This window comes from Trinickia camelliae, from assembly GCF_053525655.1.
In genome coordinates, this window is record NZ_JBCHAA010000004.1 from 86,542 (window position 1) to 113,003 (window position 26,462).

At 64.0% G+C, this 26,462-nt stretch carries 27 protein-coding genes; 10 read left to right on the forward strand and 17 right to left on the reverse strand.

Translation table 11 applies throughout. The features are described from left to right. Positions 1-30: 30 nt before the first annotated feature. Positions 31-867, forward strand: a complete 837-nt coding sequence (locus tag AAHK20_RS08665) for an ABC transporter permease (protein WP_449181054.1) — start codon at positions 31-33, stop codon at positions 865-867. Between the two features lie 722 nt (positions 868-1,589). Here the strand turns inward: AAHK20_RS08665 and galE are convergent. The 4 genes from galE to AAHK20_RS08685 form a co-directional block, all read right to left on the reverse strand. Continuing rightward, positions 1,590-2,612, reverse strand: coding sequence for a UDP-glucose 4-epimerase GalE (galE, locus tag AAHK20_RS08670; RefSeq protein WP_449181055.1), 1,023 nt, complete (start codon positions 2,610-2,612; stop codon positions 1,590-1,592). Positions 2,613-2,624: 12 nt separating this feature from the next. Then, a complete protein-coding gene (locus AAHK20_RS08675) occupies positions 2,625-3,767 on the reverse strand; it encodes a glycosyltransferase family 4 protein (RefSeq protein WP_449181056.1) in 1,143 nt (380 codons plus the stop codon). 65 nt (positions 3,768-3,832) lie between these two features. Next, positions 3,833-4,669 carry a glycosyltransferase gene (locus AAHK20_RS08680; RefSeq protein WP_449181057.1) on the reverse strand — a complete coding sequence of 279 codons (837 nt, stop codon included), beginning with the start codon at positions 4,667-4,669 and terminating at the stop codon, positions 3,833-3,835. Continuing rightward, a complete protein-coding gene (locus AAHK20_RS08685; RefSeq protein ID WP_449181058.1) occupies positions 4,666-5,922 on the reverse strand; it encodes an oligosaccharide flippase family protein in 1,257 nt (418 codons plus the stop codon). Before AAHK20_RS08685 ends, AAHK20_RS08680 begins: the two co-directional genes overlap by 4 nt. Positions 5,923-6,190: 268 nt before the next feature. Here AAHK20_RS08685 and AAHK20_RS08690 point away from each other — a divergent pair, with 268 nt between their 5' ends. Continuing rightward, positions 6,191-7,585: a phosphomannomutase/phosphoglucomutase gene (locus AAHK20_RS08690; protein WP_449181059.1), complete on the forward strand. Its 1,395-nt coding sequence runs from the start codon at positions 6,191-6,193 to the stop codon at positions 7,583-7,585. 60 nt (positions 7,586-7,645) lie between these two features. On the opposite strand, the gene AAHK20_RS08695 is transcribed toward AAHK20_RS08690, so the two are convergent. After that, complete coding sequence (locus tag AAHK20_RS08695) at positions 7,646-8,416, reverse strand: DUF2242 domain-containing protein (RefSeq protein WP_449181060.1); 771 nt, start codon at positions 8,414-8,416, stop codon at positions 7,646-7,648. A 343-nt stretch (positions 8,417-8,759) separates the two neighbouring features. Between AAHK20_RS08695 and waaC the strand changes: the two genes are divergently transcribed. The 8 genes from waaC (at position 8,760) to AAHK20_RS08735 (ending at position 14,627) form a co-directional block, all read left to right on the forward strand. After that, positions 8,760-9,761, forward strand: a complete 1,002-nt coding sequence (gene waaC / locus AAHK20_RS08700; protein ID WP_449181061.1) for a lipopolysaccharide heptosyltransferase I — start codon at positions 8,760-8,762, stop codon at positions 9,759-9,761. A gap of 25 nt (positions 9,762-9,786) precedes the next feature. Beyond that, positions 9,787-10,671, forward strand: coding sequence for a Kdo hydroxylase KdoO (kdoO, locus tag AAHK20_RS08705; RefSeq protein WP_449181062.1), 885 nt, complete (start codon positions 9,787-9,789; stop codon positions 10,669-10,671). Positions 10,672-10,741: 70 nt separating this feature from the next. Next, positions 10,742-12,043 carry a lipid IV(A) 3-deoxy-D-manno-octulosonic acid transferase gene (gene waaA / locus AAHK20_RS08710; RefSeq protein ID WP_449181063.1) on the forward strand — a complete coding sequence of 434 codons (1,302 nt, stop codon included), beginning with the start codon at positions 10,742-10,744 and terminating at the stop codon, positions 12,041-12,043. Between the two features lie 164 nt (positions 12,044-12,207). Continuing rightward, on the forward strand, positions 12,208-12,516 hold the full coding sequence (locus AAHK20_RS08715; protein ID WP_449181064.1) for a helix-turn-helix domain-containing protein: 309 nt from the start codon (positions 12,208-12,210) through the stop codon (positions 12,514-12,516). Beyond that, positions 12,513-13,736, forward strand: coding sequence for a type II toxin-antitoxin system HipA family toxin (locus AAHK20_RS08720; protein ID WP_449181065.1), 1,224 nt, complete (start codon positions 12,513-12,515; stop codon positions 13,734-13,736). Before AAHK20_RS08715 ends, AAHK20_RS08720 begins: the two co-directional genes overlap by 4 nt. A gap of 88 nt (positions 13,737-13,824) precedes the next feature. Then, positions 13,825-14,022: a hypothetical protein gene (locus AAHK20_RS08725; protein ID WP_449181066.1), complete on the forward strand. Its 198-nt coding sequence runs from the start codon at positions 13,825-13,827 to the stop codon at positions 14,020-14,022. A gap of 78 nt (positions 14,023-14,100) precedes the next feature. Further along, positions 14,101-14,361 carry a type II toxin-antitoxin system Phd/YefM family antitoxin gene (locus tag AAHK20_RS08730; protein ID WP_449181067.1) on the forward strand — a complete coding sequence of 87 codons (261 nt, stop codon included), beginning with the start codon at positions 14,101-14,103 and terminating at the stop codon, positions 14,359-14,361. After that, complete coding sequence (locus AAHK20_RS08735) at positions 14,358-14,627, forward strand: Txe/YoeB family addiction module toxin (RefSeq protein WP_449181068.1); 270 nt, start codon at positions 14,358-14,360, stop codon at positions 14,625-14,627. The genes AAHK20_RS08730 and AAHK20_RS08735 overlap by 4 nt, the downstream gene beginning before the upstream one ends. Positions 14,628-14,661: 34 nt before the next feature. Here AAHK20_RS08735 and ureG read toward each other — a convergent pair whose 3' ends face one another. The 12 genes from ureG to urtA all read right to left on the reverse strand — a co-directional run bounded on the left by ureG (position 14,662) and on the right by urtA (position 26,214). Then, positions 14,662-15,312 (reverse strand): urease accessory protein UreG, encoded by a 651-nt coding sequence (ureG, locus tag AAHK20_RS08740; protein WP_449181069.1) that lies wholly within the window; start codon positions 15,310-15,312, stop codon positions 14,662-14,664. A 14-nt stretch (positions 15,313-15,326) separates the two neighbouring features. After that, a complete protein-coding gene (locus tag AAHK20_RS08745) occupies positions 15,327-16,007 on the reverse strand; it encodes an urease accessory protein UreF (protein ID WP_449181340.1) in 681 nt (226 codons plus the stop codon). Further along, positions 15,994-16,602, reverse strand: a complete 609-nt coding sequence (gene ureE, locus AAHK20_RS08750) for an urease accessory protein UreE (RefSeq protein ID WP_449181070.1) — start codon at positions 16,600-16,602, stop codon at positions 15,994-15,996. The genes AAHK20_RS08745 and ureE overlap by 14 nt, the downstream gene beginning before the upstream one ends. A 38-nt stretch (positions 16,603-16,640) precedes the next feature. Next, positions 16,641-18,347, reverse strand: coding sequence for an urease subunit alpha (gene ureC / locus AAHK20_RS08755; RefSeq protein ID WP_449181071.1), 1,707 nt, complete (start codon positions 18,345-18,347; stop codon positions 16,641-16,643). Positions 18,348-18,369: 22 nt separating this feature from the next. Then, positions 18,370-18,675, reverse strand: coding sequence for an urease subunit beta (locus AAHK20_RS08760; RefSeq protein WP_449181072.1), 306 nt, complete (start codon positions 18,673-18,675; stop codon positions 18,370-18,372). Between the two features lie 10 nt (positions 18,676-18,685). Then, positions 18,686-18,988 carry an urease subunit gamma gene (gene ureA / locus AAHK20_RS08765; RefSeq protein ID WP_137333528.1) on the reverse strand — a complete coding sequence of 101 codons (303 nt, stop codon included), beginning with the start codon at positions 18,986-18,988 and terminating at the stop codon, positions 18,686-18,688. 298 nt (positions 18,989-19,286) lie between these two features. Then, complete coding sequence (locus tag AAHK20_RS08770; RefSeq protein WP_449181073.1) at positions 19,287-20,180, reverse strand: urease accessory protein UreD; 894 nt, start codon at positions 20,178-20,180, stop codon at positions 19,287-19,289. Between the two features lie 49 nt (positions 20,181-20,229). Then, positions 20,230-20,922 (reverse strand): urea ABC transporter ATP-binding subunit UrtE, encoded by a 693-nt coding sequence (gene urtE, locus AAHK20_RS08775; RefSeq protein WP_449181074.1) that lies wholly within the window; start codon positions 20,920-20,922, stop codon positions 20,230-20,232. 45 nt (positions 20,923-20,967) lie between these two features. After that, positions 20,968-21,828, reverse strand: coding sequence for an urea ABC transporter ATP-binding protein UrtD (urtD, locus tag AAHK20_RS08780; protein WP_449181075.1), 861 nt, complete (start codon positions 21,826-21,828; stop codon positions 20,968-20,970). Then, entirely contained in the window at positions 21,825-23,027 is a 1,203-nt protein-coding gene (gene urtC / locus AAHK20_RS08785) for an urea ABC transporter permease subunit UrtC (RefSeq protein WP_449181076.1), read from the reverse strand. The genes urtD and urtC overlap by 4 nt, the downstream gene beginning before the upstream one ends. 121 nt (positions 23,028-23,148) lie before the next feature. Then, complete coding sequence (gene urtB, locus AAHK20_RS08790; RefSeq protein ID WP_449181077.1) at positions 23,149-24,783, reverse strand: urea ABC transporter permease subunit UrtB; 1,635 nt, start codon at positions 24,781-24,783, stop codon at positions 23,149-23,151. Positions 24,784-24,918: 135 nt separating this feature from the next. After that, complete coding sequence (gene urtA / locus AAHK20_RS08795; RefSeq protein ID WP_449181078.1) at positions 24,919-26,214, reverse strand: urea ABC transporter substrate-binding protein; 1,296 nt, start codon at positions 26,212-26,214, stop codon at positions 24,919-24,921. Between the last annotated feature and the right edge of the window lie 248 nt (positions 26,215-26,462).

The window sequence follows — 26,462 nt, forward strand, 5'->3', positions numbered from 1 at the left end:
CGATCGCTACGGCTACCAAAGAGGCAACCGATGAAAATTTCTAGACCGATGTTCGCGCCGCATATGTCGCTTGCCGAGCGCGCCTGGTATTTCGCGCTGCGCGGCCTGTGCGTGCTCGTGCTGCTGTACCTGATCCTGCCGGTGCTCGCGATCGTGCCGTTGTCGTTTTCGTCGAGCACGTTTCTCGTGTATCCGATTCCCGGCTGGTCGCTGCGCTGGTACCAGAATCTGATCGCCGCCGACGAATGGCGGAGGGCGGCGAAGAACAGCTTCATCGTCGCGCCGTCGGCGACGGTAGTTGCGACGGTGCTTGGCACGTTGGCCGCGATCGGTCTTTCCAAGGCGAACTTTCGCGGCAAGGGCCTGCTGATGGCCGTGCTGATCTCGCCGATGATCGTGCCTGTCGTGGTGGTGGGTGTCGGGATGTATTTGTTCTTCGCACCGCTCGGGCTCGCCAACACTTATGTGGGCCTGATATTGGCTCATGCCGCGCTCGGCGTGCCGTTCGTCGTGACGACGGTGGGCGCGACGCTGCAGGGCTTCAATCACAACCTCGTGCGCGCGAGTTTGTCGCTGGGGGCGAATCCGGTGTCGACGTTCTTCAGGATCACGCTGCCGGTGATCGCGCCGGGGGTTATTTCGGGGGCGCTGTTTGCGTTTGCTACGTCGTTCGATGAGGTGGTTGTGACGTTGTTTCTTGCTGGCGCAGATCAGGTTACCTTGCCGCGTCAGATGTTCACCGGTATTCGCGAGAACATCAGTCCTACCATCGCTGCGCTTGCTACGATTCTGATCGTGTTCTCGACTTGCTTGCTGCTCGCGCTTGAATGGCTGCGCGGGCGTAATGCGGCGCGGGCGATTGCTTGAGCGCTTTTCTTCGGTTCGCTAACGATGCTTGTTATTCGATGGAGCGCGGGTTTTAGATTTTCGTGAAAACTTTGAATTCGCGCCTGCCCGTATAGTCCGTCCCTCCCCGGGACCGGGGTTACTTTGGTCCTTGCCCAAAGTAACCAAAAGCGCGTCCTGGGCGGACGGCCTTAGCCCGGAGGCACTCAACCCTGTTAGTACCGGTGTACCGAGCGCAAGCGTGGGAAACCGTTACTACTCGCCGTACGTCCCGTTTACACGCGGCACCGAATTGCGCAGAGTCGCAACAAATCGAAGCCATCGATTTGGCGGCGCCCCACGCCTACGATTGGAAGCAAGCCCAGCGCATGGGCCGCATTGTAAGACAGCCTCTTTAGACCTCTCCTGACCTCTAGCGCCGATTTGACGCGAGCGGACGCAATTCCGTGCCGCGTATTTACGGAACGTACGGCGAGTAGTAACGGTTTCCCACGGTTGCGCTTGGAACGCCGGTACTAACAGGGTTGAGTGCCTCCGGGCTAGGCCGTCCGCCTAGGACGCGCTTTTGGTTACTTTGGGCAAGGACCAAAGTGACCCCGGTCCCGGGGAGGGACGGACTATACGGACAGGCGCGAATTCAAAGTTTTCGCGAAGACCTCAAACCCGCGACCTGTCGAACGACAAGCATCGCCAGCGCGCCTTAGCGTGAACAAGACCCTAACCCCGCCACGCCGTCGGCACCTTCACGCAAAACCACGCGGATTTTTTTCCTGCCAGCGCCAGTGATCCTGACACATACGCTCAATGCCGTACTCCGCATTCCAGCCAAGCAACTCCGCAGCGGCAGCCGGATTCGCATAGCACTCGGCCACATCACCAGGCCGCCGCGCAACGATCTCATACGGCACCGGCCGCCCCGAAGCCGCTTCGAACGCCCGCACGACGTCGAGCACGCTATACCCCTGACCCGTACCCAGATTGACAACGAAGCTCGCATCGCGCGTCTTCAGCGCATCGAGCGCCGCGATATGGCCGCGCGCGAGGTCGACCACATGGATATAGTCGCGCACGCCAGTACCGTCAGGCGTGTCGTAGTCGTCGCCGAATACACGCAGCTTGGCGAGCTTGCCGACCGCCACTTGCGCGACATACGGCATCAAGTTGTTCGGCACACCCGCCGGATCTTCACCGATCAAGCCGCTTTCATGCGCACCGACCGGGTTGAAGTAGCGCAGCGTCGCGATGCGCCAGCTCGCATCCGAGATCTCGAGATCGTGCAGGATCTGCTCGGCGATCAGCTTGCTCTGGCCGTACGGATTCGTCGCGGACAGCGGAAACGATTCGTCGATCGGCGAGCTTTTCGGCACGCCATAGACCGTGGCCGACGAACTGAACACAAACTGCTTCACATTGCGCGCGCGCATGACGTCAAGCAGCACGAGCAGGCTGTCGATGTTGTTGCGGTAGTAGTCGATCGGCTTCGCGACCGATTCGCCGACCGCCTTTAGCGCTGCGAAGTGGATCGCGCCGGTGATCGGATGCGCATCGAAGATGCGTGCGAGCGCGGCTTCGTCGCGCACGTCGGCTTCATGGAATGCGACCGGCTTGCCCGTGATCTGCTCGACGCGCTTCACCGCTTCGCGATTGCTGTTGACGAGGTTGTCGACGATTACGACGTCATAGCCGCTATTGAGCAACTCAACCGCCGTGTGCGTTCCGATGTAGCCCGCCCCGCCCGTCACCAGAATCGTGCCCTTGTCCGCCATTGTTGCTCTCCGTCAGAGTGATGCGCCAGTCCATGTGCGCAGGGTGTCCTTGTAGCGTTCGACCACCGCGGCCTCGTCGAATTCTGCCGCGACTTTGTGTCGGCCGTTCTCGCCCATCTCGCGCCGCGCGTCGGCGCTCATGTTGAGCATTTGCGTGAGCTTGGCCGCGAGGCTTTCCGCGCTGCGCGCTTCGCACAAGAGGCCCGTGACGCCGTCGGCGACGACTTCGCGGCAGCCCGGCACGTCGGTCGCGACGATCGGGCGGCCCATCGCCGATGCCTCCATCAGCGTGCGCGGCACGCCTTCGCGATACGACGGCAGCACGACGCAGTCGGCGTTGGCGATGTGCGGGCGCACGTCGTGCGCTTCGCCCAGATATTCGATCAAGCCTTCGCCTTGCCAAGCGTCGACTTCCGCCTGCGAGATCGCGCTCGGATTCGCGACGCCGACCGGCCCAAGCAGCTGAAAGCGCGCCTGCGGATATTTCGTGCGCAGGCGCCGCGCGGCCTCGACATATTCGCCGACGCCCTTATCCCAAAGCAAGCGCCCAATTAATACAAAAATAAATTCTGATTTTTTTTCCGGCAGACTTTGGTACGCGAAGTGATCGAGGTCGACGCCTTCGCCATGCAAGAGCCGCGCGCGTTCCGGATGCGCGAGCAGGCGCTCGTCCATGAAGGCCGCTTGGTCGTCGCGATTGAGGAACCAGACTTCGCGCGGGAAGCGAAACGCGAAGCGGTAGAGCTGTTTCGCGACCTGCGCGGCGCGGCTCTTCTGGATGAACACGTAACCGAGCCCGGTCGTCACGGCCACCGAAGACACGCCCGCGAGCTTCGCGGCGATCGAGCCGTAGATGTTCGGCTTGATCGTGTAATGGAAGACGAGATTCGGCCTGATGCTGCGATACAGGCGATAGAGCGCGAACATCGTGCGCAGGTCGTCGCGCGGATTGGTGCCCTTCGAGGAGACGGGCAGGTCGATGCAGCGGCAGCCCATCTGTTCGAGCAGCGGGAACGTCCGGTCGCGCGGCGCGAGCACCGTGACTTCGGCGCCTTTGCTGACGAGCATCTTGATCAGGCCGTGCCGGTAGGTATAGATCGCCCAGGCGGTATTGCAGACGAGGCTGATGGCGAGCGGCTTGGCGGCGGGCTTCATGCGGGGCTTCATGCGGTCCATGAGATGAGAGCGCGGCGGCGTGAATGAACGCGGCGCCGCAAGCTTTAAGCGGTATGCGCTGAGAAGAGCGAGCGCTTGATCCGTTGCAGCATGGTGTAGGGCGTCACGAAATGCAGCAGGTTCTTCGCGAGTCCGAGCCAGTCGTACGGGTTGAGCGGATTGAAGTAGCGCAGTTGCAGCGCAAGCGTCGAGCTCACTTGGCGGCGCCGCTTGGTTGCGCTGATGCCGCCTTCGTTCAGTTCGTAATAGAGGCCGAGCTCCGGCAGGTTCGCGCAGTCGTAGCGCTCCATCAGGCGCAGGAACAGATCGAGGTCTTCAGCCGCGCGGTATTTTGCGCGATAGTTGCCGACTTCACGCACGGCGTCGATGCGCAGCGTCGTCGCAGGATGGATGAGCGGCACGCGGAAAAAGCGCGTGCGTCGCAGCGCGCGCGGCTCGGCGGGCGGCGTGAGCATGAAGAGCGGCTTGCCGTCGCGCGTGACGACCTGCGTCCACATGCTGACGGCGGCCACGCGCGGATGCGCTTCGAGATACGCGCGCTGTTTCGCGAGCCGTCCCGGTGCGGCGAGGTCGCCCGCGTCGATGCGCGCGGCGTACTTGAAGCCGCGCTCGGCGAGCGCGTCGATGCCCGCTTGCAGCGCGCGCTCGATGCCGCCGTTGACCGGCATGCGCAGCACGTCGATCGACAAGCCCGGCAGCGTCGGCGCGACGATCGGCGGCGTGCTGCCGTCGTCGACGATCAGCACATGCACGACGGGCGCGCTTTCGACGAACGACGCGAGCGTGCGCTCGACGTCTTGCTGCCCGTTGTACGCGGGCATCAGCACGGCGACGTCGTCGAGCACGACATTCACGACGGTGGAAGGGAAGGGCGTCGTCATGGGCGCAGCTTGTAGCGGATGTAGTAGAGGTTGACCGAGGCGGCGGCGAGATAGCCGGCCGCGAGCCCGGCGAGCGCGCCGTACGAACCGATGCGAGGGATCAGCAGCAGATTCACGACGAACGCGACCGCCAGCGCGAAGAGCCATTTCGACAGCAGCACGAACTTCGCCTGGTATTTGAGCACGACGAGGTTGCCGATCGCTTCGACGCCGGCCGGCACCGAAAGCCATACGGCCCAGCGGAAGATATCGATCGCCGCTTCGTAGTTCGGGCCGAACACGCGCGTGATGATGACGTGCGCGAGCAGGTCGAGCACGAACGCGCCGGCGATCATCAGCGCGGCGGCCATCAGCGTGAGGCGCCACATATTGCGGCGCAATTGCGCGATGTCTTGCACGCGATAGATGAACGCGGGCGCGATGGTCTGCGCGAGCATCAGCGCGAGCGCGATCCAGTTCTCGTTGATCTGCTGCGCGGCCGAGTAGCGGCCGAGATCGGCGAACGAGATCGCGCGCTCAAGCATGAGGCGATCCAGTTTCAGGAACAGATACATGCAGATGAGACCGACCCAGAACACCGTGCCCGCGGTCGCGAAGTGGCGAAAGAGCGAGCGATCGACGTGCCAGCCGAGCTTGCCGCCATTCCTATGGATGTAATAGAGCACCAGCACCATGCCGATCGCGGCCGATTCCGCGGCCCACAGCCACGAGAAGCGCGCGGGCGCCGCGGCGGCGCGCACGAGCACGTAGACGAAGGCGGCTTTGATGAGCGCCGTCGTCATGCTCGTGAGCAATTGCGGCTTGCTGTACGTCATGCTCTGCAGCCACGAGTTGATCACGCCGACAAACGGCTCGCGAAACAGCATCGTGACGGCGAGGCCGGCGAGCATCGCGCCGACGAGCGGATCGGTCGCGCCCGCTGCGATGCCGGCCCACGTGATGAGCAGCGCGACGGCGGAGACGCTCAGGCGCAGTACGAACGCGCTGCCGAGCACGGTGCCGAGCTGCGCGGGCGGACGATGAACGATGGTCGGCACGAGGATTTCAGCGCCGCAGACCCAGGTGATCGGCGCGAGCACGAGCAGCAGCGTATTGGCGTACTGCCACTTGCCGAACACGTCGGGACCGAAGTAACGCGCGAGCATGCCGCTGATCGCGATCGCGACGCCGATTTGCGTGAGACGCTCGAGCCCGAGCCAGACGATGTTCGCGACGGCCTTCGCGACGTCCGGATTCGCGAAGCGCTTCAGCATGCGCGGTACGGAAATTGCGTCGGCAGCGTTGCGGCAGGAGGGCTTCTAAGCATTAAAATGGGCGCGTCTGACGCTTTTCTGAAAACCGCAATTATAAGTTGGAACCGGCTCGATTCCGGCGCTAACGGAGCACGGCCTGCCTGCCGCGCAGCCGAAACGGTGAGCCGTTACGGTGTGCCGCCCAAAGGGCGATGGTCTTCGTGCCTGGGGGAATGTTTCACTGTTCCTATTCCTATCCCACCTTTCGCAAGCAACTGAGAGCCTAATCATGATTTCCCAATCCATATTCAAGGCGTATGACATTCGCGGCGTCATCGGCAAGACGCTCGACGCGGATGCCGCGCGGCAAATCGGCCGCGCGTTCGGCAGCGAAATCCGCGCGCAGGGCGGCGACGCGGTCGTGGTGGCGCGCGACGGCCGCTTGTCGGGACCGGAGCTGATTGCGGCGCTGTCCGACGGTTTGCGTTCGGCGGGCGTCGACGTGGTCGACGTCGGCATGGTGCCGACGCCGGTCGGCTACTTCGCGGCCAGCGTGCCGCTCGCATTGAAGGGCGGCGAGCGCAAGGTCGATTCGTGCATGGTCGTGACGGGCAGCCACAACCCGCCCGACTACAACGGCTTCAAGATGGTGCTGCGCGGCGCGGCGATCTACGGCGACCAGATTCAAGCGCTTTACAAGCGCATCGTCGACGGCAATTTCGCGGAAGGCAGCGGCAGCTTCGAGCAGTACGACATCGCCGACGCGTATCTCCAGCGCATCACGAGCGACATCAAGCTCGCGCGGCCGCTCAAGATCGTCGTCGATACGGGCAACGGCGTGGCGGGCGGTCTCGCGCCGCGGCTTTTCAAGGCGCTCGGCTGCGAGCTCGTCGAGCTGTTCACCGAGATCGACGGCAACTTCCCGAATCACCACCCGGACCCGGCGCACCCCGAGAACCTGCAGGACGTGATTCGCGCGCTCAAGGAAACCGACGCGGAAATCGGCTTTGCCTTCGACGGTGACGGCGACCGCTTGGGCGTCGTCACGAAGGACGGCCAGATCATCTATCCGGACCGCCAACTGATGCTGTTCGCGCAGGAAGTGCTCTCGCGCAATCCGGGCGGCCAGATCATCTATGACGTGAAATGCACGCGCAATCTCGCGAAGTGGGTGCGCGAGCAGGGCGGCGAGCCGCTCATGTGGAAGACGGGCCACTCGCTCGTGAAGGCGAAGCTGCGCGAGACGGGTGCGCCGCTCGCGGGCGAAATGAGCGGCCACGTGTTCTTCAAGGACCGCTGGTATGGCTTCGACGACGGCTTGTACACGGGCGCGCGCTTGCTCGAAATCCTGTCGCGTGTGCAGGACCCGAGCAAGCTCCTGAACGACCTGCCGAATTCGCTTTCCACGCCGGAGCTGCAATTGAAGCTCGAAGAAGGCGAGAACTTCGCACTGATCGCACGCCTGCAAAAAGAGGCGCAATTCACGGGCGCAGATGAAGTCGTGAAGATCGATGGCTTGCGCGTCGAGTATCCGGACGGCTTCGGCCTTGCGCGCTCGTCGAATACGACGCCGGTTGTCGTGATGCGCTTCGAGGCGGACAACGAAGCGGCGCTCAAGCGGATTCAGGAAGATTTCCGGCGCGTGATCGTCGCGGCGAAGCCGGACGCGAAGCTGCCGTTTTAATGCGCGGCCGGCGCGGCGGGCTCAGGAGCACTGAGCCGTGCCGCTGCCGGCGCGTGGGTATCAAGGCGTGGTCGTGGTCGGCGTGGTTGCGGATGCGGCGGTCGCAGGCGCTGCGACCGGCTGCAAGCTGACGGGTGCTTTTACCTGATCGGCAAGCGCCGGGATCGGCGCAGACGCCGCCACGGCTGCTGCTGCCGCCGCGGTGGCCTGCGATGCCGGCGCCACAGCGGGCGGCGTACCGGGGATGGCAGTGCTCGTGATCGCCGCGGAAGGCACCCGATTAGCCTTCTGCATCACGGTCTTCAAGTAGCGATCGACGAACTCGAAGAAACGGTCGTAGAACTTGTCGGACTGAATCGTCTCGGTCGACACCTTGACCATTTCATCGCTGTTCGAGCGGATCGGCATCGAAATCGAACCGATGATGCTCAAGCCCACCGTTGCCGACGTATCGCTCTTCTTGACCGCGAAGCCGTTCTGCACGGCATTCGCATAGACGATGCTGGTATCGCTCGTTTCCTCGCCCGGCACGCAGACGACGTGAAACTCGACTTGGGTATGCCTATCGCCGTCCTGCTGGAAGTCCTTGGTGGCGTCGAGGGAGTCGGGCCGCGGCACGTTCGTGACATAACCCTGGTTCAGCAAGGTGCGGCGCGCGGCTTCGCACGCATCGTCGGCGCTCGCGTTGAAGTTGCGGGCGAACTGGCTCACGCCGGTATCGAACATTTCCTGTTGATACTTCTGTGGCTTCGGAGTGCTGGAGCAAGCGGCCAGCGCGGCGAGCGCAACTACGGCACACGCGGCGCGGACGTTGAAAAACGGGGTAGGCATGGTCTGAGGAATAAGACTGCAGAACGGCGAACGACAAGCATTGTAGTGCGGTTGGCGCGGGAGAAACAAAACGCTTGTGCAACAAGGATTTACAAAAACGCCAGTCCTGAAGGTACGGTGTTTGGCGGACAAAGTGCTCGCTGCACGCGATTGTTCTGGCGCTTAAAGCATGGGCTTCCACGCTTTGGATCGACCCGTTGCATCATATTTGTAGGCAAGAAGAAATATTTTAGAAAGCTTGTGTCAGGCCTAAGCCGCAAGTGCGCGGACGAACCCGCGCGCACGGCGAGGTAGAATTGCAGCCCTTTAGAACTCCCTTCGAATTGGCTTATCGGCCTTTCCATTGAGCGTGCAAAAAATACTAATCGTGAGAGTGTCGTCGCTCGGCGACGTCGTCCACAACATGCCGGTCATCGCCGATATTCGCCGCAGGTACCCGGACGCGCAGATCGATTGGCTGGTCGAGGAAAGTTTCGCTGGCCTCGTCGAACTCGTCGACGGCGTGCGCCGCGCGATTCCGTTTTCGCTCAGGCGCTGGCGCAAGCGGCTCACGTCGTTCGAAAACTGGCGCGAGATCCGTACGTTCAAGCGCTCGCTCGCGGCCGAGAAATACGATCTCGTGATCGATTGCCAGGGGCTCATCAAGACCGCCTGGGTGGCGAGCTGGGCTCGCGGTCCGCTCGTCGGCCTCGGCAACCGCACCGACGGCGCGGGCTACGAATGGCCGGTGCGTTTCTTCTACGACAAGCGCGTGCCGATCGAGCCGCGCACGCACGTGGTCGAGCGCACGCGCCAGCTCGTCGCGGCGGCGCTCGGCGAGCCGAAGCCGCAGCCTACCGACGACATCGATTTCGGTCTCGACACGCGCCGCGCCGCGATCGCGGTCAATGCGCTCGGGCTGAACCTGCCGGTGCCGTACGTGGTGTTCGTCCACGCGACCTCGCGCGCCGACAAGCAATGGCCGGATGCCGCGTGGATCGAGCTCGGCCAGTCGCTCGTGCGGCGCGGCGCGTCGCTCGTGCTGCCCTGGGGCAGCGATGGCGAGCGTGCCACGAGCGAGCGGCTCGCCAAGGAATTCGGCGACGCGGCGATCGTGCCGCCGCGCCTGTCGTTGCCGGCGGTGGTCGGGCTCATCGACTCGGCGGCGGCCACCGTGGGCGTCGATACCGGCTTGGTGCATATCGCCGCAGCGCTCAAGCGGCCGACGGTCGAGTTGTACAATTTCGCCACTGCATGGCGCACTGGCGGCTATTGGTCGCCGAACGTCGTCAATCTCGGCACGGCCGGGCAGCCGCCGACCCTTCAACAAGTGAAGTCCGCGCTCGCCGGATTCGGCCTGCTGTAATCGCCGGACCCCGGGGCCACCCACCATGAACGAATCCCAGATCATCGAAGTCGCGTCCGCCGATTGGCAGGCGCAAAATCTTTCCGCGCCGCGCGAGCAATTGCGCGACGCGGTCGAGCGCGGCAGGGTGCTCTATTTCCCGAACCTGCGCTTTGCGATCGACGGCGGCGAGCAGGCGCTGCTCGATCCCGCGCTCGCCGATCCGAAGCGCAAGAACATCAGCCTCGAAGCGAACGGCGGCGCGCTCCACGGCGTGCTCGGCGACGCGGTCACGCAATCGGCGGTGCGGGCGCTGATCGCGCGCTATCAGGGCAATGCGCGCTCGCTGGTCGACGGGCTCTTTCCTGAGTATCAAGGCAAGCTGCGCGTCGCGCCGACGAGCCTGCGCCTGCATCAAGTGGAGACGCGTCAGACTTCCTGGCGCAAGGACGACAGCCGTCTGCACGTCGACGCGTTTCCGTCGCGACCCAATTACGGCGAGCGCATTTTGCGCGTGTTCACGAACGTGAATCCGAAGGGCGTGCCGCGCGTGTGGCGGGTCGGCGAGCCGTTCGAAGACATGGCGAAGCGCTTTCTTCCGCAGATTAAGCCGCAAATGCCGGGCTCGGCGTGGCTGCTCAATCTGCTGCATGTCACGAAGTCGCCGCGCAGCGAATACGACCATCTGATGCTGCATTTGCACGACGGCATGAAGGCCGATCTCGACTATCAGAAGACGAGCCCGCAGGAGACGATGCCGTTTCCGCCGGGCAGCGTCTGGGTCTGTTTCTCCGATCAGACCTCGCATGCGGTGATGTCCGGCCAGTTCATGCTTGAACAGACTTTCTTCCTGCCGGTGAAAGCGATGGTGCAGCCCGAATGCGCGCCGCTGGGCATCCTCGAGCGGCTCAAGGGCCGGGCGCTGGTTTGAGCGCCGCGCATTATCCGGCGTCTGCGATGCGGGCCTTGCGCATGCCGTTGCTCCGCCGTTTGGAGCGGGCATGCTGAGGGTTATCTATCGCGCGCTCTGGTGGATCGTCGCGCCGCTGGCGGTGCTGCGGCTATTTTTACGTTCGCGCCGCGAGCGCGGCTATCGCGAACATATCGACGAGCGCTTCGGCCGTGGGAAAGGGCGTTTGCCCGAGGACGCGGCGCCGCTGATCTGGGTGCATGCGGTATCGGTCGGCGAGACGCGCGCCGCGCAGCCGCTCATCGCCGCGTTGATGAAGGCGCGGCCCGACGCGCGCATTCTCCTCACGCATATGACGCCGAGCGGTCGCGCGACCGGCGAGCAGCTTTTCGGCGACCGCGTGCTGCGCTGCTACCTTCCCTACGATATGCCGCATGCCGTGCAACGGTTTTTGCGCGCCTGGCGTCCGTCGCTGGGTCTCGTGATGGAAACGGAAGTCTGGCCGACGCTGATCGATGAATGCCGGCGCGCCGGCGTGCCGCTCGTGCTGACGAATGCGCGGATGTCGGCGCGTTCGTACAAGCGCGCGGCACGCTTCGGCGGCGCGACGCGCGACGTCTTCGGCGGCTTTGCGCGTGTGCTGGCGCAAAGCCCGTCTGATGCCGAGCGGCTGACGGCGCTCGGCGCGCGCAACCTCGCCGTGCTCGGCAACCTGAAGTTCGACATGGCGACGCCGCCGGAACTCGTCGCGCGCGGCCATGCGTGGCGCGCGGCGATCGGCACGCGGCCGGTGTGGGTCGCGGCGAGCACTCGCGAAGGCGAAGAGCCGCTGGTGCTCGATGCGCTCGCGGCGCTCGCGACTGAAGATGCGTTGCTGATCCTCGTGCCGCGCCATCCGCAACGTTTCGACGAAATCGCGGCGCTGCTGGAAAAACGCGGATTGCGCTATGAGCGGCGCTCGCAGTGGGCGGAGACGGCTGCGGCGGCATCGCAGGCGGAAGCGCCCCGGCGTCTGCCGGAAAACGTGACCGTGCTGCTCGGCGATTCGATGGGCGAAATGGGAGCGTACTACGCGGCGTCGGACGTCGCATTCATCGGTGGCAGTCTGCTGCCGCTCGGCGGACAGAATCTGATCGAAGCGTGCGGCGTGGGCACGCCGGTGCTGATCGGGCCGCACGTGTTCAACTTCTCGCAGGCGACCGCCGATGCGGTCTCGGCAGGCGCCGCCGTGCAGGTGGCGGACCCGGCGGAGCTTGCGAAGGTGCTCGGCGAGCTGTTCGCCGACAAGCCTCGGCGAACAGCCATGGCAGCTGCGGCCTCTGCGTTCGCGGCGCGGCATAGCGGAGCGACGGCGCGCACGGTCGAGGTGTTGATGGCGCTGTTGGGCGACTAGCCTGGGTGGAAATCAGCGTCTCGGCTGTTTACCGGTAGATTTCCACCGGTTATTGCATAGTTTGGCACATAAGCGGCAGAAATTTGCTGGCTGTCTGGCTTTGCCTATTTTTGGTTAACCGGTAAAATAAAACTGGTTAAATCCAAATTTAGCGGCTAACCGGCATGAAAATACCGTTTGAGTTGGCTACCGCTGACGAGGTCGCGAGCGAACTCGGCCAGCGCCTTCGGTCGCACCGTCTTGCGCAAAACTTCCATCAAAGCGAGTTGGCCGCGCGCGCCGGAATATCCGAACGCGCTTTGCGCAATCTCGAGCTTACTGGGCGAGGTACGCTCGACACGTTCTTGCGTGTCGCCGCAAGCCTTGGCTTGTCCGGGAGCCTGTCTTCGCTGTTCGCTCTGACGCCGAAAACCATCAAGGAAATGGAGCAGGCGAGCGTCACGCGTGCACGCGCCTCGAGGAAAAGCCCGTGAAGAAGATCAACGTGGTGTACGCGGGTTGGGGCGAGCGCTTCGTGCTCGGCCAACTCGCCGATGACGGCGACGATCTGCTGTTCGAGTACTCGACCGAAGCGCTGCAACGCGGACTCGAGCTGTCGCCGCTCAAATTGCCGCTTGCTGCCAGCACATATGGCGCGTTTCCCGCCCATCAACTCCGCTTGCCCGGGCTCGTGAGCGATGCGCTTCCCGACGGCTGGGGCATGTTGCTGATGGACCGGCTGTTCCGCAAGGAGGGGCGCGAGCCCGCACGGATGTCCCCGCTCGAGCGTCTCGCCTTCATCGGCGACAAGGCGATGGGCGCGCTCGTGTTCGAACCCGCGGACGGCGACAGCCTCGTACCGGCCGACGTTCAACTGTTCGAGCTCGCCAACGAGGTGCGCCAGGTCATGAGCGACGGCAGTGAAGCGCTGTTGCGCGAGCTTGCGCTCATGGGGGGCTCGCCACACGGCGCGCGTCCGAAGGTGCTGGTCAATTTCGAGCGGCAGACGAACCGCATGTCGAATACGGAGCAGGGTGCCGGCACGCCATGGCTCGTCAAATTTCCTGCGCAACACGAGCATGAAGAAGTGTGCGCAGTGGAGGCGCTGTACGGAGCGCTTGCGATCGCCTGTGAGCTTCGCATGCCGGAGACGGCTTATTTCGATCTGGGATCGGGCCAGTCGGCCTTCGGCATCGAGCGGTTCGATCGTTCGAGCGGACTGCGTGTGCCGATGCATACAGCCGCCGGCGCCATGCACGTCGACTTCCGGGTGCCGCAGGTCGACTATGTCGCGCTGCTGCGGCTTACGCAATTCATGACGCGAGATACCCGCGAAGTGCAGCGGGCCTTCGAGCGCTGCGTGTTCAACGTGGTCTTCAACAACCGGGACGATCACGCGAAGAATTTTTCGTTCCTGCTCGGCGCGGACGGACGCTGGCAGTTTTCGCCCGCCTACGACCTGACCTTCAACGAAGGGCCGGGCGGCGAGCATCAAATGGACATTTGCGGCGAAGCACGCTCGCCTGCGCGCCAACATCTGCTGCAGTTGGCGCAAATGACAGGTATTACCGAACGCGATGCGAAGCAAGTGATCGAGCGCATTGCGAGCGTGGCAGGCCAGTTTCGTCACTTCGCGCAGGCGCTGCCCATCCTTCCAGACACGCTCGGCTTGATCGAGCGTCAGGTCGAAGCGAACCGCTCCCGAATGCTATAGCGGCAGGGGAGGAAAGTCGCCGAAGCTGCATGAAATCGACGATCCGCTTTGCTACGATGGTGATTCCTTAACCAATTGGGGAAGGCGAATGGCAAACCTGTTCAATCGCGGAGATGCCGCGACGATCGCAGCGGAAATCGTGAAAGCGGCAGTACAGAGCGGATCGATTCGTCTGATGGGAAGCGCATCCGAAGTCGGCGTCGCAGCAGCCCACGCGACCACCGATGCCAAATACCTTGGAACATTGGTCGACAAGCTGGCCGACGAGATCACCTACCTGGAATAGGAGGCGCAAAGCCCCCGCTCGGGGGCTGGTCCCATCTGCTATACTTGTACAGCTAAATGTACAAGTTGAGATGATGCCATGCGAACCATTCACTTCACGGATGCCCGCAGCAACCTGAAGACCGTGATCGATCAGGTCGTCGACGATGCCGACGTGACCTTGATCACGCGTCGTGACGCGCCAAACGCGGTCATCATGTCGCAGGAGTATTACGACAGTCTCATGGAGACGGTGCATCTGCTGCGCTCGCCTGCCAATGTCGCGCATCTCGAGCGCTCGATCGCCCAATTGCGAAAAGGCAAGGCGAAGGAACACAAGCTTGTCGAGGATGGCGAATGAGCATGCGTAAGGTGCTTTTCACGCCTGACGCATGGGACGATTACATCTACTGGCAGGGGCAAGACCGCAAGACCCTCAAGCGCATCAACCAGCTCATTCGTGAAGCGCAGCGCACGCCGTTTGAGGGCATCGGCAAGCCTGAACCATTGAAGGCAAATCTCTCCGGCTTTTGGTCCCGCCGCATCGACGACACCAATCGCCTTGTGTACGAAGCTGATGACGATCAACTGAGCATTGTCTCTTGCCGCTACCGCTACCAGGCATGACTGCGTACAACCGGTACTGACCGATTGCGACCGGCTACACCTTCAACAACCCCTTCCGCTCGATAAACGCGATCACATCCTTCAACCCGTCGAGCGCCTTCAGATTGCACATCACGAACGGCCGCTCGCCGCGCATCTTCTTCGCGTCCGATGCCATCACGTCGAGGTTGGCGCCCACCAGCGGCGCGAGATCGGTCTTGTTGATGACGAGCAGGTCCGACTTCGTGATTCCCGGTCCGCCCTTGCGCGGAATCTTCTCGCCGCCCGCCACGTCGATCACGTAGATCGTGAGATCCGACAATTCCGGGCTGAACGTCGCCGCGAGGTTGTCGCCGCCCGATTCGATGAACACGATGTCCGCATCGGGAAAGCGAGCGAGCATGCGGTCGACGGCCTCGAGGTTGATCGATGCGTCCTCGCGGATCGCCGTGTGCGGGCAGCCGCCGGTCTCGACGCCCATGATGCGTTCGGCCGGCAGCGCGCCCGCCACGGTCAGGAGACGCTGGTCTTCCTTCGTGTAGATGTCGTTGGTGATCGCGACGAGGTCGTAGGTGTCGCGCATCGCCTTGCACAGCATTTCGAGCAGCGTCGTTTTGCCGGAGCCGACCGGGCCGCCGACGCCCACGCGCAGCGGCGGCAGTTTCTTGGTGCGGCGTGAGGAAGCGAGAGGAGTAGGAGCGTTCATGATCGGTGGACTGCTTATGAGCGAAAGAGCCGCGAATACTGCGACTCGTGGCGCGCCGACAGAATGCCGAGCTGCGGCGCAAAGGTGTTGATTCTTTCAGGCGGTGTTTCTATGGCGCGCGTGACGGCTTCGTCGATGGCCGCGCGCAGCGCGACGATGATGCGCTGCCCCGCGAGCTGGCCGAGCGGCACCGCCTTCAATGCGGCGGCGGCCTGGTTCTCGACCCAGCTGAACGCGTAGGCGGCGAGCGCGGCATCGGTGGCGGCGTCGTGGGCGAGGGCGGCGAATGCGAAGGCGGTCGGTTGCGCGAGCGGCGTCAGCGCGGCGAGCGTCGCGCGCCGTGCCTCCTCGCCCCATTCGAGCGACACGCACAGTTGCTTGAGCGACCAGCCCATCTGTTCGGTCTCGCGGCGCAGCTCCGCCGATTCGCGGCTGGCGAGAAATTCGGCGTCCGCTTGCGCCAGTGCTGCGGCGTCGTGCGCGCGCCAGCGTTCGATCTGATGCGCGAGAAACGGCAGCTCGCCGCGCGCGAGCACGTTGGCGAGGCCGCTCGCGATCCAGTCGCGCGCACTGTCGGCGTCGGTGATCAGTTGTGCTTCGATCGCCGCTTCGAGCCCTTGCGAGTAGCTGAATGCGCCGATCGGCAGCGCAGGCGACGCTAGGTGCAACAGCGCGGTGAGTTCAGCGATGCGCATGACCGTGGCCGTGCCCATGATCGTGACCGCAATCGTCGTGGTCATGGTCGTGGGGATGATCGTGCGAATGGTCGTGCCCGTGATGCTCGTCGAACACCTGCTGCGCGAGCGCATAGTCTTCGGCGAACGTCTCGTCGTGACCATGACGGTGGCCGCCGCCGTACGCGCCGGTTTCGGGCTGGAACGGCAGCGACGTTTTCTCGACGCTTGCGCCCAGGCGCTTGAGCATGTCTTCGAGCACCGGGTCCGCTTCGAGCTTCAGCGTGTCGACGCCGACTTCCACCGGCGTGTGTCGATTGCCGAGGTGGTACGCGGCGCGCGTGAGCGTGAGCCGGTCGGGCGCGCGCACGAGCAGGACGTCTTCGGCCGCGGCGACGACGCGCACGAGCGCGCCATCGTCGGCGACGAGGACGTCGCCATCGGCAAGCACGGTGCCGCGCGGCAATACGACGGCGACTTCCTCGCCGCTATCGAGCGTGGCCGCGAGACGGCTTTTGCAGCGCGCGTCGAAGGCGAGTGTGAGCGTCGGCGCGCGCGCGATGAGCGCGGCTGCGAGCTTCACGTTGGGGGCGATGCGTTTGTCGATCGTGCGCATGTCAGTGCGTGCCGGGCGGCCGGGGTTAGAGCAGAAAGTCAGAACAGAAAATAACGTTGCGCCATCGGCAGCACCTTGGCCGGTTCGCACGTCAGCAACTGACCGTCGGCGATCACTTGATACGTTTCCGGATCGACGCTGATCGACGGCTGCCAGGCGTTGTGAATCATGTCGGCCTTCGTGACGTTGCGGCAGTTGCGCACCGGCACGAGGCGCTTCGACAGGCCATAGCGCTCGGCGATGCCGGCATCGGCGCCCATCTGCGAGACGAAGGTCAGCGACGTGCGCGCGAGCGCGCCGGCCCGCGTCGCGAACATCTCGCGATAGTGGACCGGCTGCGGCGTCGGAATCGAACCGTTCGGGTCGCCCATCTGCGCCATCGCGATCATGCCGCCCTTCAAAATCAGCGAAGGTTTGATGCCGAAGAATGCGGGCTCCCAGAACACGATGTCGGCCCATTTGCCGACTTCGATCGAACCGACTTCGTGCGAGATGCCGTGCGTGATCGCCGGATTGATCGTGTACTTCGCGACATAGCGTTTCGCGCGGAAGTTGTCGTGGCGCGCGTTGTCTTGCGGCAGCGCACCGCGCTGCACTTTCATCTTGTGCGCCGTTTGCCACGTGCGAATGATGACTTCGCCCACGCGTCCCATCGCCTGCGAATCCGACGACAACATCGACAGCGCGCCCAAGTCGTGCAGGATGTCTTCGGCCGCGATCGTCTCGCGGCGAATGCGCGATTCGGCGAACGCGAGGTCTTCGGCGATCGACGGGTCGAGGTGGTGGCACACCATCAGCATGTCGAGGTGTTCGTCGAGCGTGTTGACGGTGTAGGGGCGGGTCGGATTCGTCGACGACGGCAGCACGTTCGCTTCGCCGCAGACCTTGATGATGTCCGGCGCGTGGCCGCCGCCCGCACCCTCGGTGTGGTACGTGTGGATCGTGCGGCCCTTGAACGCCGCAACCGTCGCTTCGACAAAGCCCGCTTCGTTCAGCGTATCGGTGTGGATCGCGACTTGCGTGTCGGTGTCGTCGGCGACCGAGAGGCAGTTGTCGATCGCGGCGGGCGTCGAGCCCCAGTCTTCGTGCAGCTTGAGACCAATCGCACCCGCGGCGATCTGCTCGATCGCGGGCTCGGGCAGGCTCACGTTGCCCTTGCCGAGAAAGCCGATGTTGATCGGCCAGCCGTCCGCGGCTTGCAGCATGCGCTCGAGATGCCACGGGCCCGGCGTGCAGGTCGTCGCGTTGGTGCCCGTCGCCGGCCCGGTGCCGCCGCCGATCATCGTCGTCACGCCCGAAGCCAGCGCTTCGTCGATCTGTTGCGGCGCGATGAAATGGATGTGCGTATCGATGCCGCCCGCCGTCACGATCAGCCCTTCGCCCGCAATCACTTCCGTCCCGGCGCCGATCGCGATCGTCACGTCCGGCTGGATGTCGGGGTTGCCCGCCTTGCCGATCGCCCAGATGCGGCCGTTCTTGATGCCGATGTCGGCCTTCACGATGCCCCAGTGATCGAGGATCACCGCGTTCGTGACGACGGTGTCGGCGACGTCGGCGGCCAGCCGCTGCGACTGGCCCATGCCGTCGCGGATCACCTTGCCGCCGCCGAATTTCACTTCCTCGCCGTAGACGGTGTAGTCGCGCTCGATCTCGATCAGGAGCTCGGTGTCGGCGAGCCGGATACGGTCGCCGGTCGTGGGGCCGAACATCTCCGCGTACGCGCGGCGGCCGATACGTAGTGTCATGGTTGAACGTCCAGAAGAAGAGTTACAGCGGCCCCATTACCTTGCCGTTGAATCCGTAGACGACGCGGTTGCCCGCGAGCGCGACCAGTTCGACCGTGCGCTCCTGGCCCGGCTCGAAGCGCACGGCGGTGCCCGCCGCAATGTTCAGCCGAAAGCCGCGTGCTTTCTCGCGATCGAACGAGAGGGCATCGTTGACTTCGTAGAAGTGGTAGTGCGAGCCGATCTGCACGGGGCGGTCGCCCGTGTTCGCGACGGTCAGTGTAAGGGTCTCGCGGCCTGCGTTCAGTTCGTGTTCGCCGTCGTCGGTGAGGATTTCGCCGGGGATCATGGGTGCGTGCTCACGGAATCGGATGGTGAACGGTGACGAGCTTGGTGCCGTCGGGAAACGTCGCTTCGACCTGGATGTCGGGGATCATCTCCGGCACGCCTTCCATGACGTCGTCGCGCGTGAGCAGCGTCGTGCCGTAGTGCATGACTTCCGCGACCGTCTTGCCGTCGCGCGCGGCTTCCATCAGCGCCGCCGAAATGTAGGCCACGGCTTCCGGATAGTTGAGCTTCAGGCCGCGTGCGCGGCGGCGCTCGGCGAGCAACGCCGCGGTGAAGATCAGGAGCTTGTCTTTCTCTCTGGGCGTCAGCTTCATGAAAGGGTTGGGAGTGGCAAAACGTAATAATTAATTAGTACAGCGGCCTAATTTTGTCGCGAGGCTATCGTAGCACCGCGCTATCGGGATTGGGTCCGCGTGGCTTATAAGCGCTATAGGCAGCGACGGCTGTGGTGCTCGGAGCGGAACGAGGCGCCGCCCAATGGAGCAAAGGGCATGCCATAGGGTCGGATTCGTTGAATTGGTGCGATTCGGCTGGCGCTAGCGAGAGGAGCTGCACCGATATGGCGCGTCAACTCCCGAGGGAATTCCTGCTATTGGTGCGTGAGCAGCGACTTCAGGTGGTCCAGAGCCGTAGCGGCGTGGCGTCGACTCCGTGCACGACTGGCCTCAATTGCAGCCAGCATTGCATCAGCGTGTTTTGCAGCGCTTCCATCGAACGCGCGACGACACGCACGAGCATCACGCCCGGCGTCACGCACGATACGCCTGCGCGCTGCGTGCCGTCGAAAGGCAATTGCGCGCTTAATGATTCGGCCAGCGCATCCGTGCAAGCCGGGCTGACGGCCCACAGCGTGCCGTACGCCGGAAAACCGGCTAGCCCTTGGGGCGCGCCGCGCAGCAGGTCCACGGCATCGAGTTGCGCGCGCTCCAGCCACAGCAGTTGGCCGGAAGGTCCCACGATTCTCGCCACGCTCGCGAGCGTGCCCGCCGACCAGCGTTCGCCCGCCGCTTGCCGGCCGAGCTGCGTCGCGTCCCAGCCGAGCGCGGTCGCGCCCGCGGCCAGCGTCAGCGTGAAATCGAGCGACGCGTTCGCATGATCGAAGACGATGTTGTTCTGCGGCAGCCAATCGAGCTTCGCGTTGGCGCCGACGGCGACGTGAATGCGCTGCAGCGCGTCGCGTCCGTTCGACTTGTACCACTTGGTCGCGCCGGGTGTCGTCAGTACCGCGTGCGTGTCGTGGCCGAGCGCGATATCGATCGACAGCCGGTCGCCGCCCGCCACGCCGCCCGGCGGATGAACGATGACCGTATGACAGATGGCCTCGCCTTCGGGATACAAAGGCCGCTGAACGCGCAGCGGGCCGTCATGCAGACGATGCACGAGCGTCGTGCGCGTGCCGTGCTTTTCGTAGCGCAGTTCGAGCTTGGCTTGCCATTCGTCGTGCGCGGCGGTGGCGGCTGGTTGCGCGACGTTGGCGAGGGTAGTGTGCTGTTCGTGAAGAGACATGGCTGAGCATGATGCCACGCGGCGCGGCGAGCGAACATAGCGTCGCGCTTCAGACCGCGATCAGCTCCCTCACTCCGTTCGCCTCCATCTCGGCGGCCGAGCCGCCCGCGATGATCTCGCCGCGGCTCATTACCCAGTAGCGGTCCGCGATCGCTCGCGCGAAATCGTAATACTGTTCGACGAGCAGCACGGTCATTCCCATCTCGTCGACGAGCCGTCGCAGCGTGCGGCCGATCTCCTGAATGATCGAAGGCTGGATGCCTTCGGTCGGCTCGTCGAGAATCAAGAGCTGTGGCTCGCTCATCAGCGCGCGGCCGATCGCGAGTTGCTGCTGCTGGCCGCCCGAGAGGTCGCCGCCGCGCCGCGCGCGCATCTCCTTCAAGACCGGAAAAAGCGCATAGATGTGGTCGGGAATCTTCGAAGGCGCTTTGCGGCTAGCCGCGCCGACCAGCAGGTTTTCTTCGACGGTAAGACGCGGAAAGATGTCGCGTCCTTGCGGCACGTAGGCCAGACCTTCGGCGACACGCGCATACGGAGGCAGCTTGTCGAGCGGCTTGCCGCGCCACGAGATCGACCCTCGTTCGGCCTGCACGACGCCCATCAGGCAGCGCAGCAGCGTTGTCTTGCCCACGCCGTTGCGGCCGAGCAAGACCGTCAGCTTGCCTTCCGGCACGTCGAGCGCAACGTTTCTCAGGATGTGGCTGCCGCCATAGTACTGATTGAGCGCTTCTACTTTGAGCATCGTGAGTTTCCTTCCATCGCTTGCATGCGCATGCCAGTGCATGCGTCAGCGGCCGAGATACGATTCGATCACGGCCTCGTCGCGTTTCACCTCGTCGAGCGTACCGTGCGCGAGCACGTGGCCTTCTGCCATGACGGTGACGCGCCCGGTCTCGCCCGCGAGCGCCGCGACGAACTCCATGTCGTGCTCGACGACCATCATCGAGCACGTTCCCCGTAGCTTGTTCAGTAGATCGGCGAGCTCCATCGTTTCGTGGTCGGTCATGCCGGCCGCGGGTTCGTCGAGCAGCAGCAGCGCCGGTTGCTGCATGAGCAGCATGCCGATTTCGAGCCGTTGCTTTTGTCCGTGCGACAGCTCGCCTGCGAGGCGGCGCGCAACGCCCTCGAGATGAATCAGCTCGAGCGTCGCTTCGATGCGCGCTTGCGCGGCGCCATCGAGGCGCGCGCGCAGCGACGCCCACCATCCCTTGTCGGTCTTCATCGCGAGCTCGAGGTTCTCCCACACGGGATGATTCTCGAACACGGTCGGCTTCTGGAACTTGCGGCCGATGCCCGCGCGCGCGATCGCGGGTTCGCTCATGCGCGTGAGGTCGATCGACTGGCCGAGGAACACCTTTCCCGCATCGGGCGCGGTCTTGCCGGTGATGACGTCCATCATCGTCGTCTTGCCGGCGCCGTTCGGGCCGATCACGCAGCGCAGTTCGCCCGCGTCGATCGTGAGCGATAGCGCGTTCAGCGCGCGGAAGCCGTCGAAGCTCACGGTCACGTCGTCGAGATAGAGGATCGTGCCGTGCGACGTGTCGATCTCGTCAGGCTTGACCGCGTGGCCCATCGAGGCCACGCCGCTCAACGCGCGTCCGTCGTCTTCGATGGCGGCGATGTCGGGAACCATCGGGTTCTCGTTCATGGCGAGTTCCTCCGCTTCATGGCCCGCTTAATCGCCATGTCGATCAGCCCCATGATGCCGTTGGGCAGCAACAGCGGCACCAGCATGAAGATCGCGCCGAGAAAGAACAGCCAATACTCGGCGAAGTAAGCGGTGAAGAAGCTCTTCGCGCCGTTCACGGCAAACGCGCCGATGATCGGCCCGATCAGCGTCCCGCGTCCGCCGACGGCGACCCAGATCGCCATCTCGATCGAATTGCCCGGCGACATCTCGCTCGGATTGATGATGCCGACCTGCGGTACGTAGAGCGCGCCTGCAATGCCACACAGCACAGCGGACACGGTCCACACGAAGAGCTTGTACGAGAGCGGGCTATAGCCGAGGAACATCAGGCGCGCTTCGCCGTCGCGCACGGCCGTCACGACACGCCCGAGCTTCGACGTGACGATCGCGCGCGCCGCAATGAACGACAGGACGAGCACCGCGAACGTGATCAGGAACAGCGCGGTGCGCGTGCCCGGATGCGTGATCGGGAAACCGCCGATGCGCTTGAAATCGGTGAAGCCGTTGTTGCCGCCGAAGCCCGTTTCGTTGCGATAGAAGAGCAGCATCGCCGCGAACGTGAGCGCCTGCGTGATGATCGAGAGATAGACGCCCTTCACGCGCGAGCGGAACGTGAAGAAGCCGAACACCCACGCGACGACGGCGGGCACGAGCACGACGAGCAGGAGCGCATACGCGAGATGCTGCGTGCCGTGCCAATACCAAGGCAACGCGTGCCAGTCGAGAAACACCATGAAGTCGGGCAGATCGCTGCCGTACTTGCCGTCATGTCCGATCGCGCGCATCAGGTACATCCCGATCGCGTAGCCGCCCAGCGCGAAGAACAGCCCGTGCCCGAGACTCAAAATGCCGCAATAGCCCCAGACGAGGTCGAGCGCGAGCGCGGCGATCGCGTAGCACATCAGTTTGCCGGCAAGCGTCAGCGCATAGGCCGAGAGATGCAACGCGCTGGATTGCGGCAGCACGAGCGCGCTGACCGGCACGCCGATGCCGATCACCAGGATCAATGCGATGAGCGCAAGCCATGCGCCGCGCGAAAGCAGCGCGGGACGCGGCGGCAGGCCGAGCGCGAGGTCTTTGAACGCGGCGCGTTCCGAGGATGGGGTTGTTGAGCCCGGTGTGCCGTGCGTATCGACGGAGGTCGTGGCTGATGTCATGATGCCTCCCGTGTCGACCCGAGTTGGCGCTTCAGCGCCTTACTCGGGTCCCATGCCGCCCCAAGGGAGGCATCGGCCCCCTTGGGGGGCAGCGAACGAAGTGAGCGTGGGGGTAGTTTCATTAGACCTCCGCGCTGCGGCCCTTCAAGGCGAACATGCCTTGCGGGCGCTTCTGGATGAAGAGGACGATCAGCACCAGCACCGCGATCTTCGCGAGCACCGCGCCCCAGAACGGTTCGATCGTCTTGCTGACGAGCCCGAGCCCGAAGCCGCCGATGACGGTGCCAGCGAGCTGCCCGACGCCGCCCAGCACCACCGCCATGAACGAATCGATGATGTAGTTCTGGCCGAGATCGGGGCCGACATTGCCGATCTGCGAGAGCGCGCAGCCGCCCAAGCCCGCGATGCCCGCGCCGAACGCGAACGCGTAGGAATCGACGCGCGCGGTCTTCACGCCGACGCACGCGGCCATGCGGCGGTTCTGCGTGACGGCGCGCACGAAGAGGCCGAGGCGCGTTTTCGTGAGCACGGTCCACGCGATCAGCACGACGGCGAGCGAGAACGCGAGGATCACGAGGCGGTTGTACGGCAGGATCAGGTTCTGCATGACGGTGACGCCGCCGCTCATCCAGGACGGATTTTCGACCTGCACGTTTTGCGCGCCGAAGATCGTGCGCGTCGCTTGAATCAAGATCAAGCTCACGCCGAACGTCGTCAGCAGCGTTTCGAGCGGACGGCCGTACAAGTGCTTGAGCACGAGCCGTTCGAGCACGATGCCGACCACGGCGGCCGCAACGAACGAAGCGGGCACGGCGATCAACGGATACCAATCGAACGCGCCGGGCGCGAAGCGCTGTACGAGGTTCTGCACGACGTAGGTTGCGTAGGCACCGATCATCAGGAACTCGCCGTGCGCCATGTTGATGACGCCGATGAGGCCGTAGGTAATCGCGAGCCCGAGCGCCGCGAGCAGCAGCACGCTGCCTAGCGAGAGCCCCGCGAACACCGTGCCCGCGATTTCGCTGCGGCGCTGGATCGAATCGAGCGCGTCGATGCCTTGCTGCGCGGCGGCGCGCACGCGTGGGTCGCTTTCGGCGAACGTGCCGTCAGGTTTCTTCGCGACGAGCGGACGCAGCAGCTCGTACATGTCGAGATCGTGGCGCGCGGCGACGAGCTGAGCGGCTTCGAGGCGCTTCGCGGGGTCTTTGTCCGACAGCGCCGTCATCGCCCACAGCGTATCGAGGCGCTTCTTCAACTGCGGATCGGTTTCCTTCGCGCGGGCGCGATCGATCATCGGCTTCATCGCCGGGTCGGGGTTCTTCAGCAAGGCGCTGATTGCGGCGCGCCGCGTTTCGAGGTCGGGCGAATCGAGTTGCAGGCCCGAGAGCGCGCCCGATACTTTCGAGCGCAGCAGATTGTTCAGCGTGACCGGCTGCGCGCTCGACGCGACGCTGGCCGCCACGGTCTTGCCCGTCACCGCATCGCGCGCGGTGTCGTTGTCTTGGAGCAGGACTTCGCCCGCGTCGGTCGCGAGCGCGGTGTCTTCGGAAAGCGCTTTCAAGAGCGCGAGCGACGGCGCGTCGTGATTCGCGATCAGCGTGTCGATGGCGGCGGACTTCGCGTCGAAGTCGTCGCCGGCGAGCGGGGCGACATCGGCCCCCGTCAGCGCGAACGCGGCGAGCGGCAGGAAGCCCGCCGTTGCAAGCGCCGCGAGCGCGACGCCGCGCCGGATAGAGCGAAAAAAAGGAGACGCCATGATGACCTTTGCGTGGAGTCGGACCCGGCGCGGCGGCAACAACGGTTGTTCGATACCGTTACACGCGCAACCATCTTGCGCGCGTTTGGTGTACGGCCGCCGCGCCGCGCTCTTAGGCGAGGTAACGACTAGCCGCTACGCGACGCGCGAGCGCCGCAAGAACGCCGGAATCGAGCTCACGACATCGGGCTTGCTGTCGTTGCCCGCGATAAACGGGCTCCACGGCTGCGCGCGAATGGTCGTCTTGGTCCGCCACACGACGTTGAACTGGCCGTCCGCACGGACCTCGCCGATCATCACCGGCTTGTGCAGGTGATGGTTGCCGTCCATTACGAGGTCGAAACCCGAAGGCGCCGCGAACTTCTGGCCGATCATCGCGACGCGCACCTTGTCGACCTCCGTGCTCTTGGCTTTCTCGACGGCCTGCTTCCACATATGGATGCCGACATAGGTCGCTTCCATCGGATCGTTGGTCACGCGCTTCGTGCCGCCGGACAGATTCTGCGACGCCACCCAGTCGGCCCATTTTTTCTTGAACTTCTCGTTGGTCGGATTGCGCAGCGACATGAAGTAGTTCCACGCCGCGAGATTGCCGACGAGCGGTTTCGTATCGATGCCGCGCAGTTCCTCCTCGCCGACCGAGAACGCCACAACGGGCACATCGGTCGCTTTCAGCCCTTGGTTTCCGAGTTCTTTATAGAACGGCACGTTCGAATCGCCGTTGACGGTCGAGATCACGCAGGTCTTGCCGCCTTGCGAGAAGGTCTTGATGTTCGCGACGATGGTCTGATAGTCGCTGTGGCCGAACGGCGTGTAGACCTCTTGAATGTCGGTCTCCTGCACGCCCTTCGATTTCAGGAACGCGCGCAGGATCTTGTTGGTCGTGCGCGGATACACGTAGTCGGTGCCGAGCAGGAAGAAGCGCTTCGCGCCGCCGCCTTCGGCGCTCATCAGATATTCGGTGGCGGGGATCGCTTGCTGGTTCGGCGCGGCGCCCGTGTAGAACACGTTGCGCGACATCTCTTCGCCTTCGTATTGCACAGGGTAGAACAACAGGCCGTTCAGCTCCTCGAACACCGGCAGCACCGATTTGCGCGACACCGAGGTCCAGCAGCCGAACACGCACGCCACTTTGTCTTGCGTAAGCAGCTGGCGGGCCTTTTCGGCGAACAGCGGCCAGTTCGATGCGGGGTCGACGACCACGGGCTCGAGCTTGCGGCCCATCACGCCGCCGCTCGCGTTGATTTCGGCGATCGTCATCAACGCGGTGTCTTTCAGCGACGTTTCGGAAATCGCCATCGTGCCCGATAGCGAATGGAGGATGCCGACCTTGATCGGCCCCGACGACTCTGCACTTGCAAATGGACTTTGCCCGGCCAGCGCGAGTGCGCCGGACATCGAACCGAGCTTCAACAGACTGCGACGCTTCATGTCATTCCCCTTGCCGTAGGATGGTGAACGTTATGTTTGTAAGTACGCGCGATGCTGTGTTGCCGCATGAATAGCCGACGGGATACTGCAAGGGTTGTGCCAATCGTCGTGTTGGTGCCGGGGCTTGTAACGGCGCGCTTGGACGCGTCGCGACGGCGCGCTATGGAAGACGTTATTGGTGCAGGGCGTGTCAGCGCGCTTCGCGCCGGTGCGCTCTGCGCCGCAACGAAGCGCTGCGTTTTGTGTCG

Coding starts and splice junctions, on each gene's coding strand:
- AAHK20_RS08665 (WP_449181054.1), top strand. CDS start 31: ATGAAAATTTCTAGACCGATGTTCGCGCCGCATATGTCGCTTGCCGAG.
- galE (WP_449181055.1), bottom strand. CDS start 2,612: ATGGCGGACAAGGGCACGATTCTGGTGACGGGCGGGGCGGGCTACATC.
- AAHK20_RS08675 (WP_449181056.1), bottom strand. CDS start 3,767: ATGAAGCCCGCCGCCAAGCCGCTCGCCATCAGCCTCGTCTGCAATACC.
- AAHK20_RS08680 (WP_449181057.1), bottom strand. CDS start 4,669: ATGACGACGCCCTTCCCTTCCACCGTCGTGAATGTCGTGCTCGACGAC.
- AAHK20_RS08685 (WP_449181058.1), bottom strand. CDS start 5,922: ATGCTGAAGCGCTTCGCGAATCCGGACGTCGCGAAGGCCGTCGCGAAC.
- AAHK20_RS08690 (WP_449181059.1), top strand. CDS start 6,191: ATGATTTCCCAATCCATATTCAAGGCGTATGACATTCGCGGCGTCATC.
- AAHK20_RS08695 (WP_449181060.1), bottom strand. CDS start 8,416: ATGCCTACCCCGTTTTTCAACGTCCGCGCCGCGTGTGCCGTAGTTGCG.
- kdoO (WP_449181062.1), top strand. CDS start 9,787: ATGAACGAATCCCAGATCATCGAAGTCGCGTCCGCCGATTGGCAGGCG.
- waaA (WP_449181063.1), top strand. CDS start 10,742: ATGCTGAGGGTTATCTATCGCGCGCTCTGGTGGATCGTCGCGCCGCTG.
- AAHK20_RS08715 (WP_449181064.1), top strand. CDS start 12,208: ATGAAAATACCGTTTGAGTTGGCTACCGCTGACGAGGTCGCGAGCGAA.
- AAHK20_RS08725 (WP_449181066.1), top strand. CDS start 13,825: ATGGCAAACCTGTTCAATCGCGGAGATGCCGCGACGATCGCAGCGGAA.
- AAHK20_RS08730 (WP_449181067.1), top strand. CDS start 14,101: ATGCGAACCATTCACTTCACGGATGCCCGCAGCAACCTGAAGACCGTG.
- AAHK20_RS08735 (WP_449181068.1), top strand. CDS start 14,358: ATGAGCATGCGTAAGGTGCTTTTCACGCCTGACGCATGGGACGATTAC.
- ureG (WP_449181069.1), bottom strand. CDS start 15,312: ATGAACGCTCCTACTCCTCTCGCTTCCTCACGCCGCACCAAGAAACTG.
- AAHK20_RS08745 (WP_449181340.1), bottom strand. CDS start 16,007: ATGCGCATCGCTGAACTCACCGCGCTGTTGCACCTAGCGTCGCCTGCG.
- ureE (WP_449181070.1), bottom strand. CDS start 16,602: ATGCGCACGATCGACAAACGCATCGCCCCCAACGTGAAGCTCGCAGCC.
- ureC (WP_449181071.1), bottom strand. CDS start 18,347: ATGACACTACGTATCGGCCGCCGCGCGTACGCGGAGATGTTCGGCCCC.
- AAHK20_RS08760 (WP_449181072.1), bottom strand. CDS start 18,675: ATGATCCCCGGCGAAATCCTCACCGACGACGGCGAACACGAACTGAAC.
- ureA (WP_137333528.1), bottom strand. CDS start 18,988: ATGAAGCTGACGCCCAGAGAGAAAGACAAGCTCCTGATCTTCACCGCG.
- AAHK20_RS08770 (WP_449181073.1), bottom strand. CDS start 20,180: ATGTCTCTTCACGAACAGCACACTACCCTCGCCAACGTCGCGCAACCA.
- urtE (WP_449181074.1), bottom strand. CDS start 20,922: ATGCTCAAAGTAGAAGCGCTCAATCAGTACTATGGCGGCAGCCACATC.
- urtD (WP_449181075.1), bottom strand. CDS start 21,828: ATGAACGAGAACCCGATGGTTCCCGACATCGCCGCCATCGAAGACGAC.
- urtC (WP_449181076.1), bottom strand. CDS start 23,027: ATGACATCAGCCACGACCTCCGTCGATACGCACGGCACACCGGGCTCA.
- urtB (WP_449181077.1), bottom strand. CDS start 24,783: ATGGCGTCTCCTTTTTTTCGCTCTATCCGGCGCGGCGTCGCGCTCGCG.
- urtA (WP_449181078.1), bottom strand. CDS start 26,214: ATGAAGCGTCGCAGTCTGTTGAAGCTCGGTTCGATGTCCGGCGCACTC.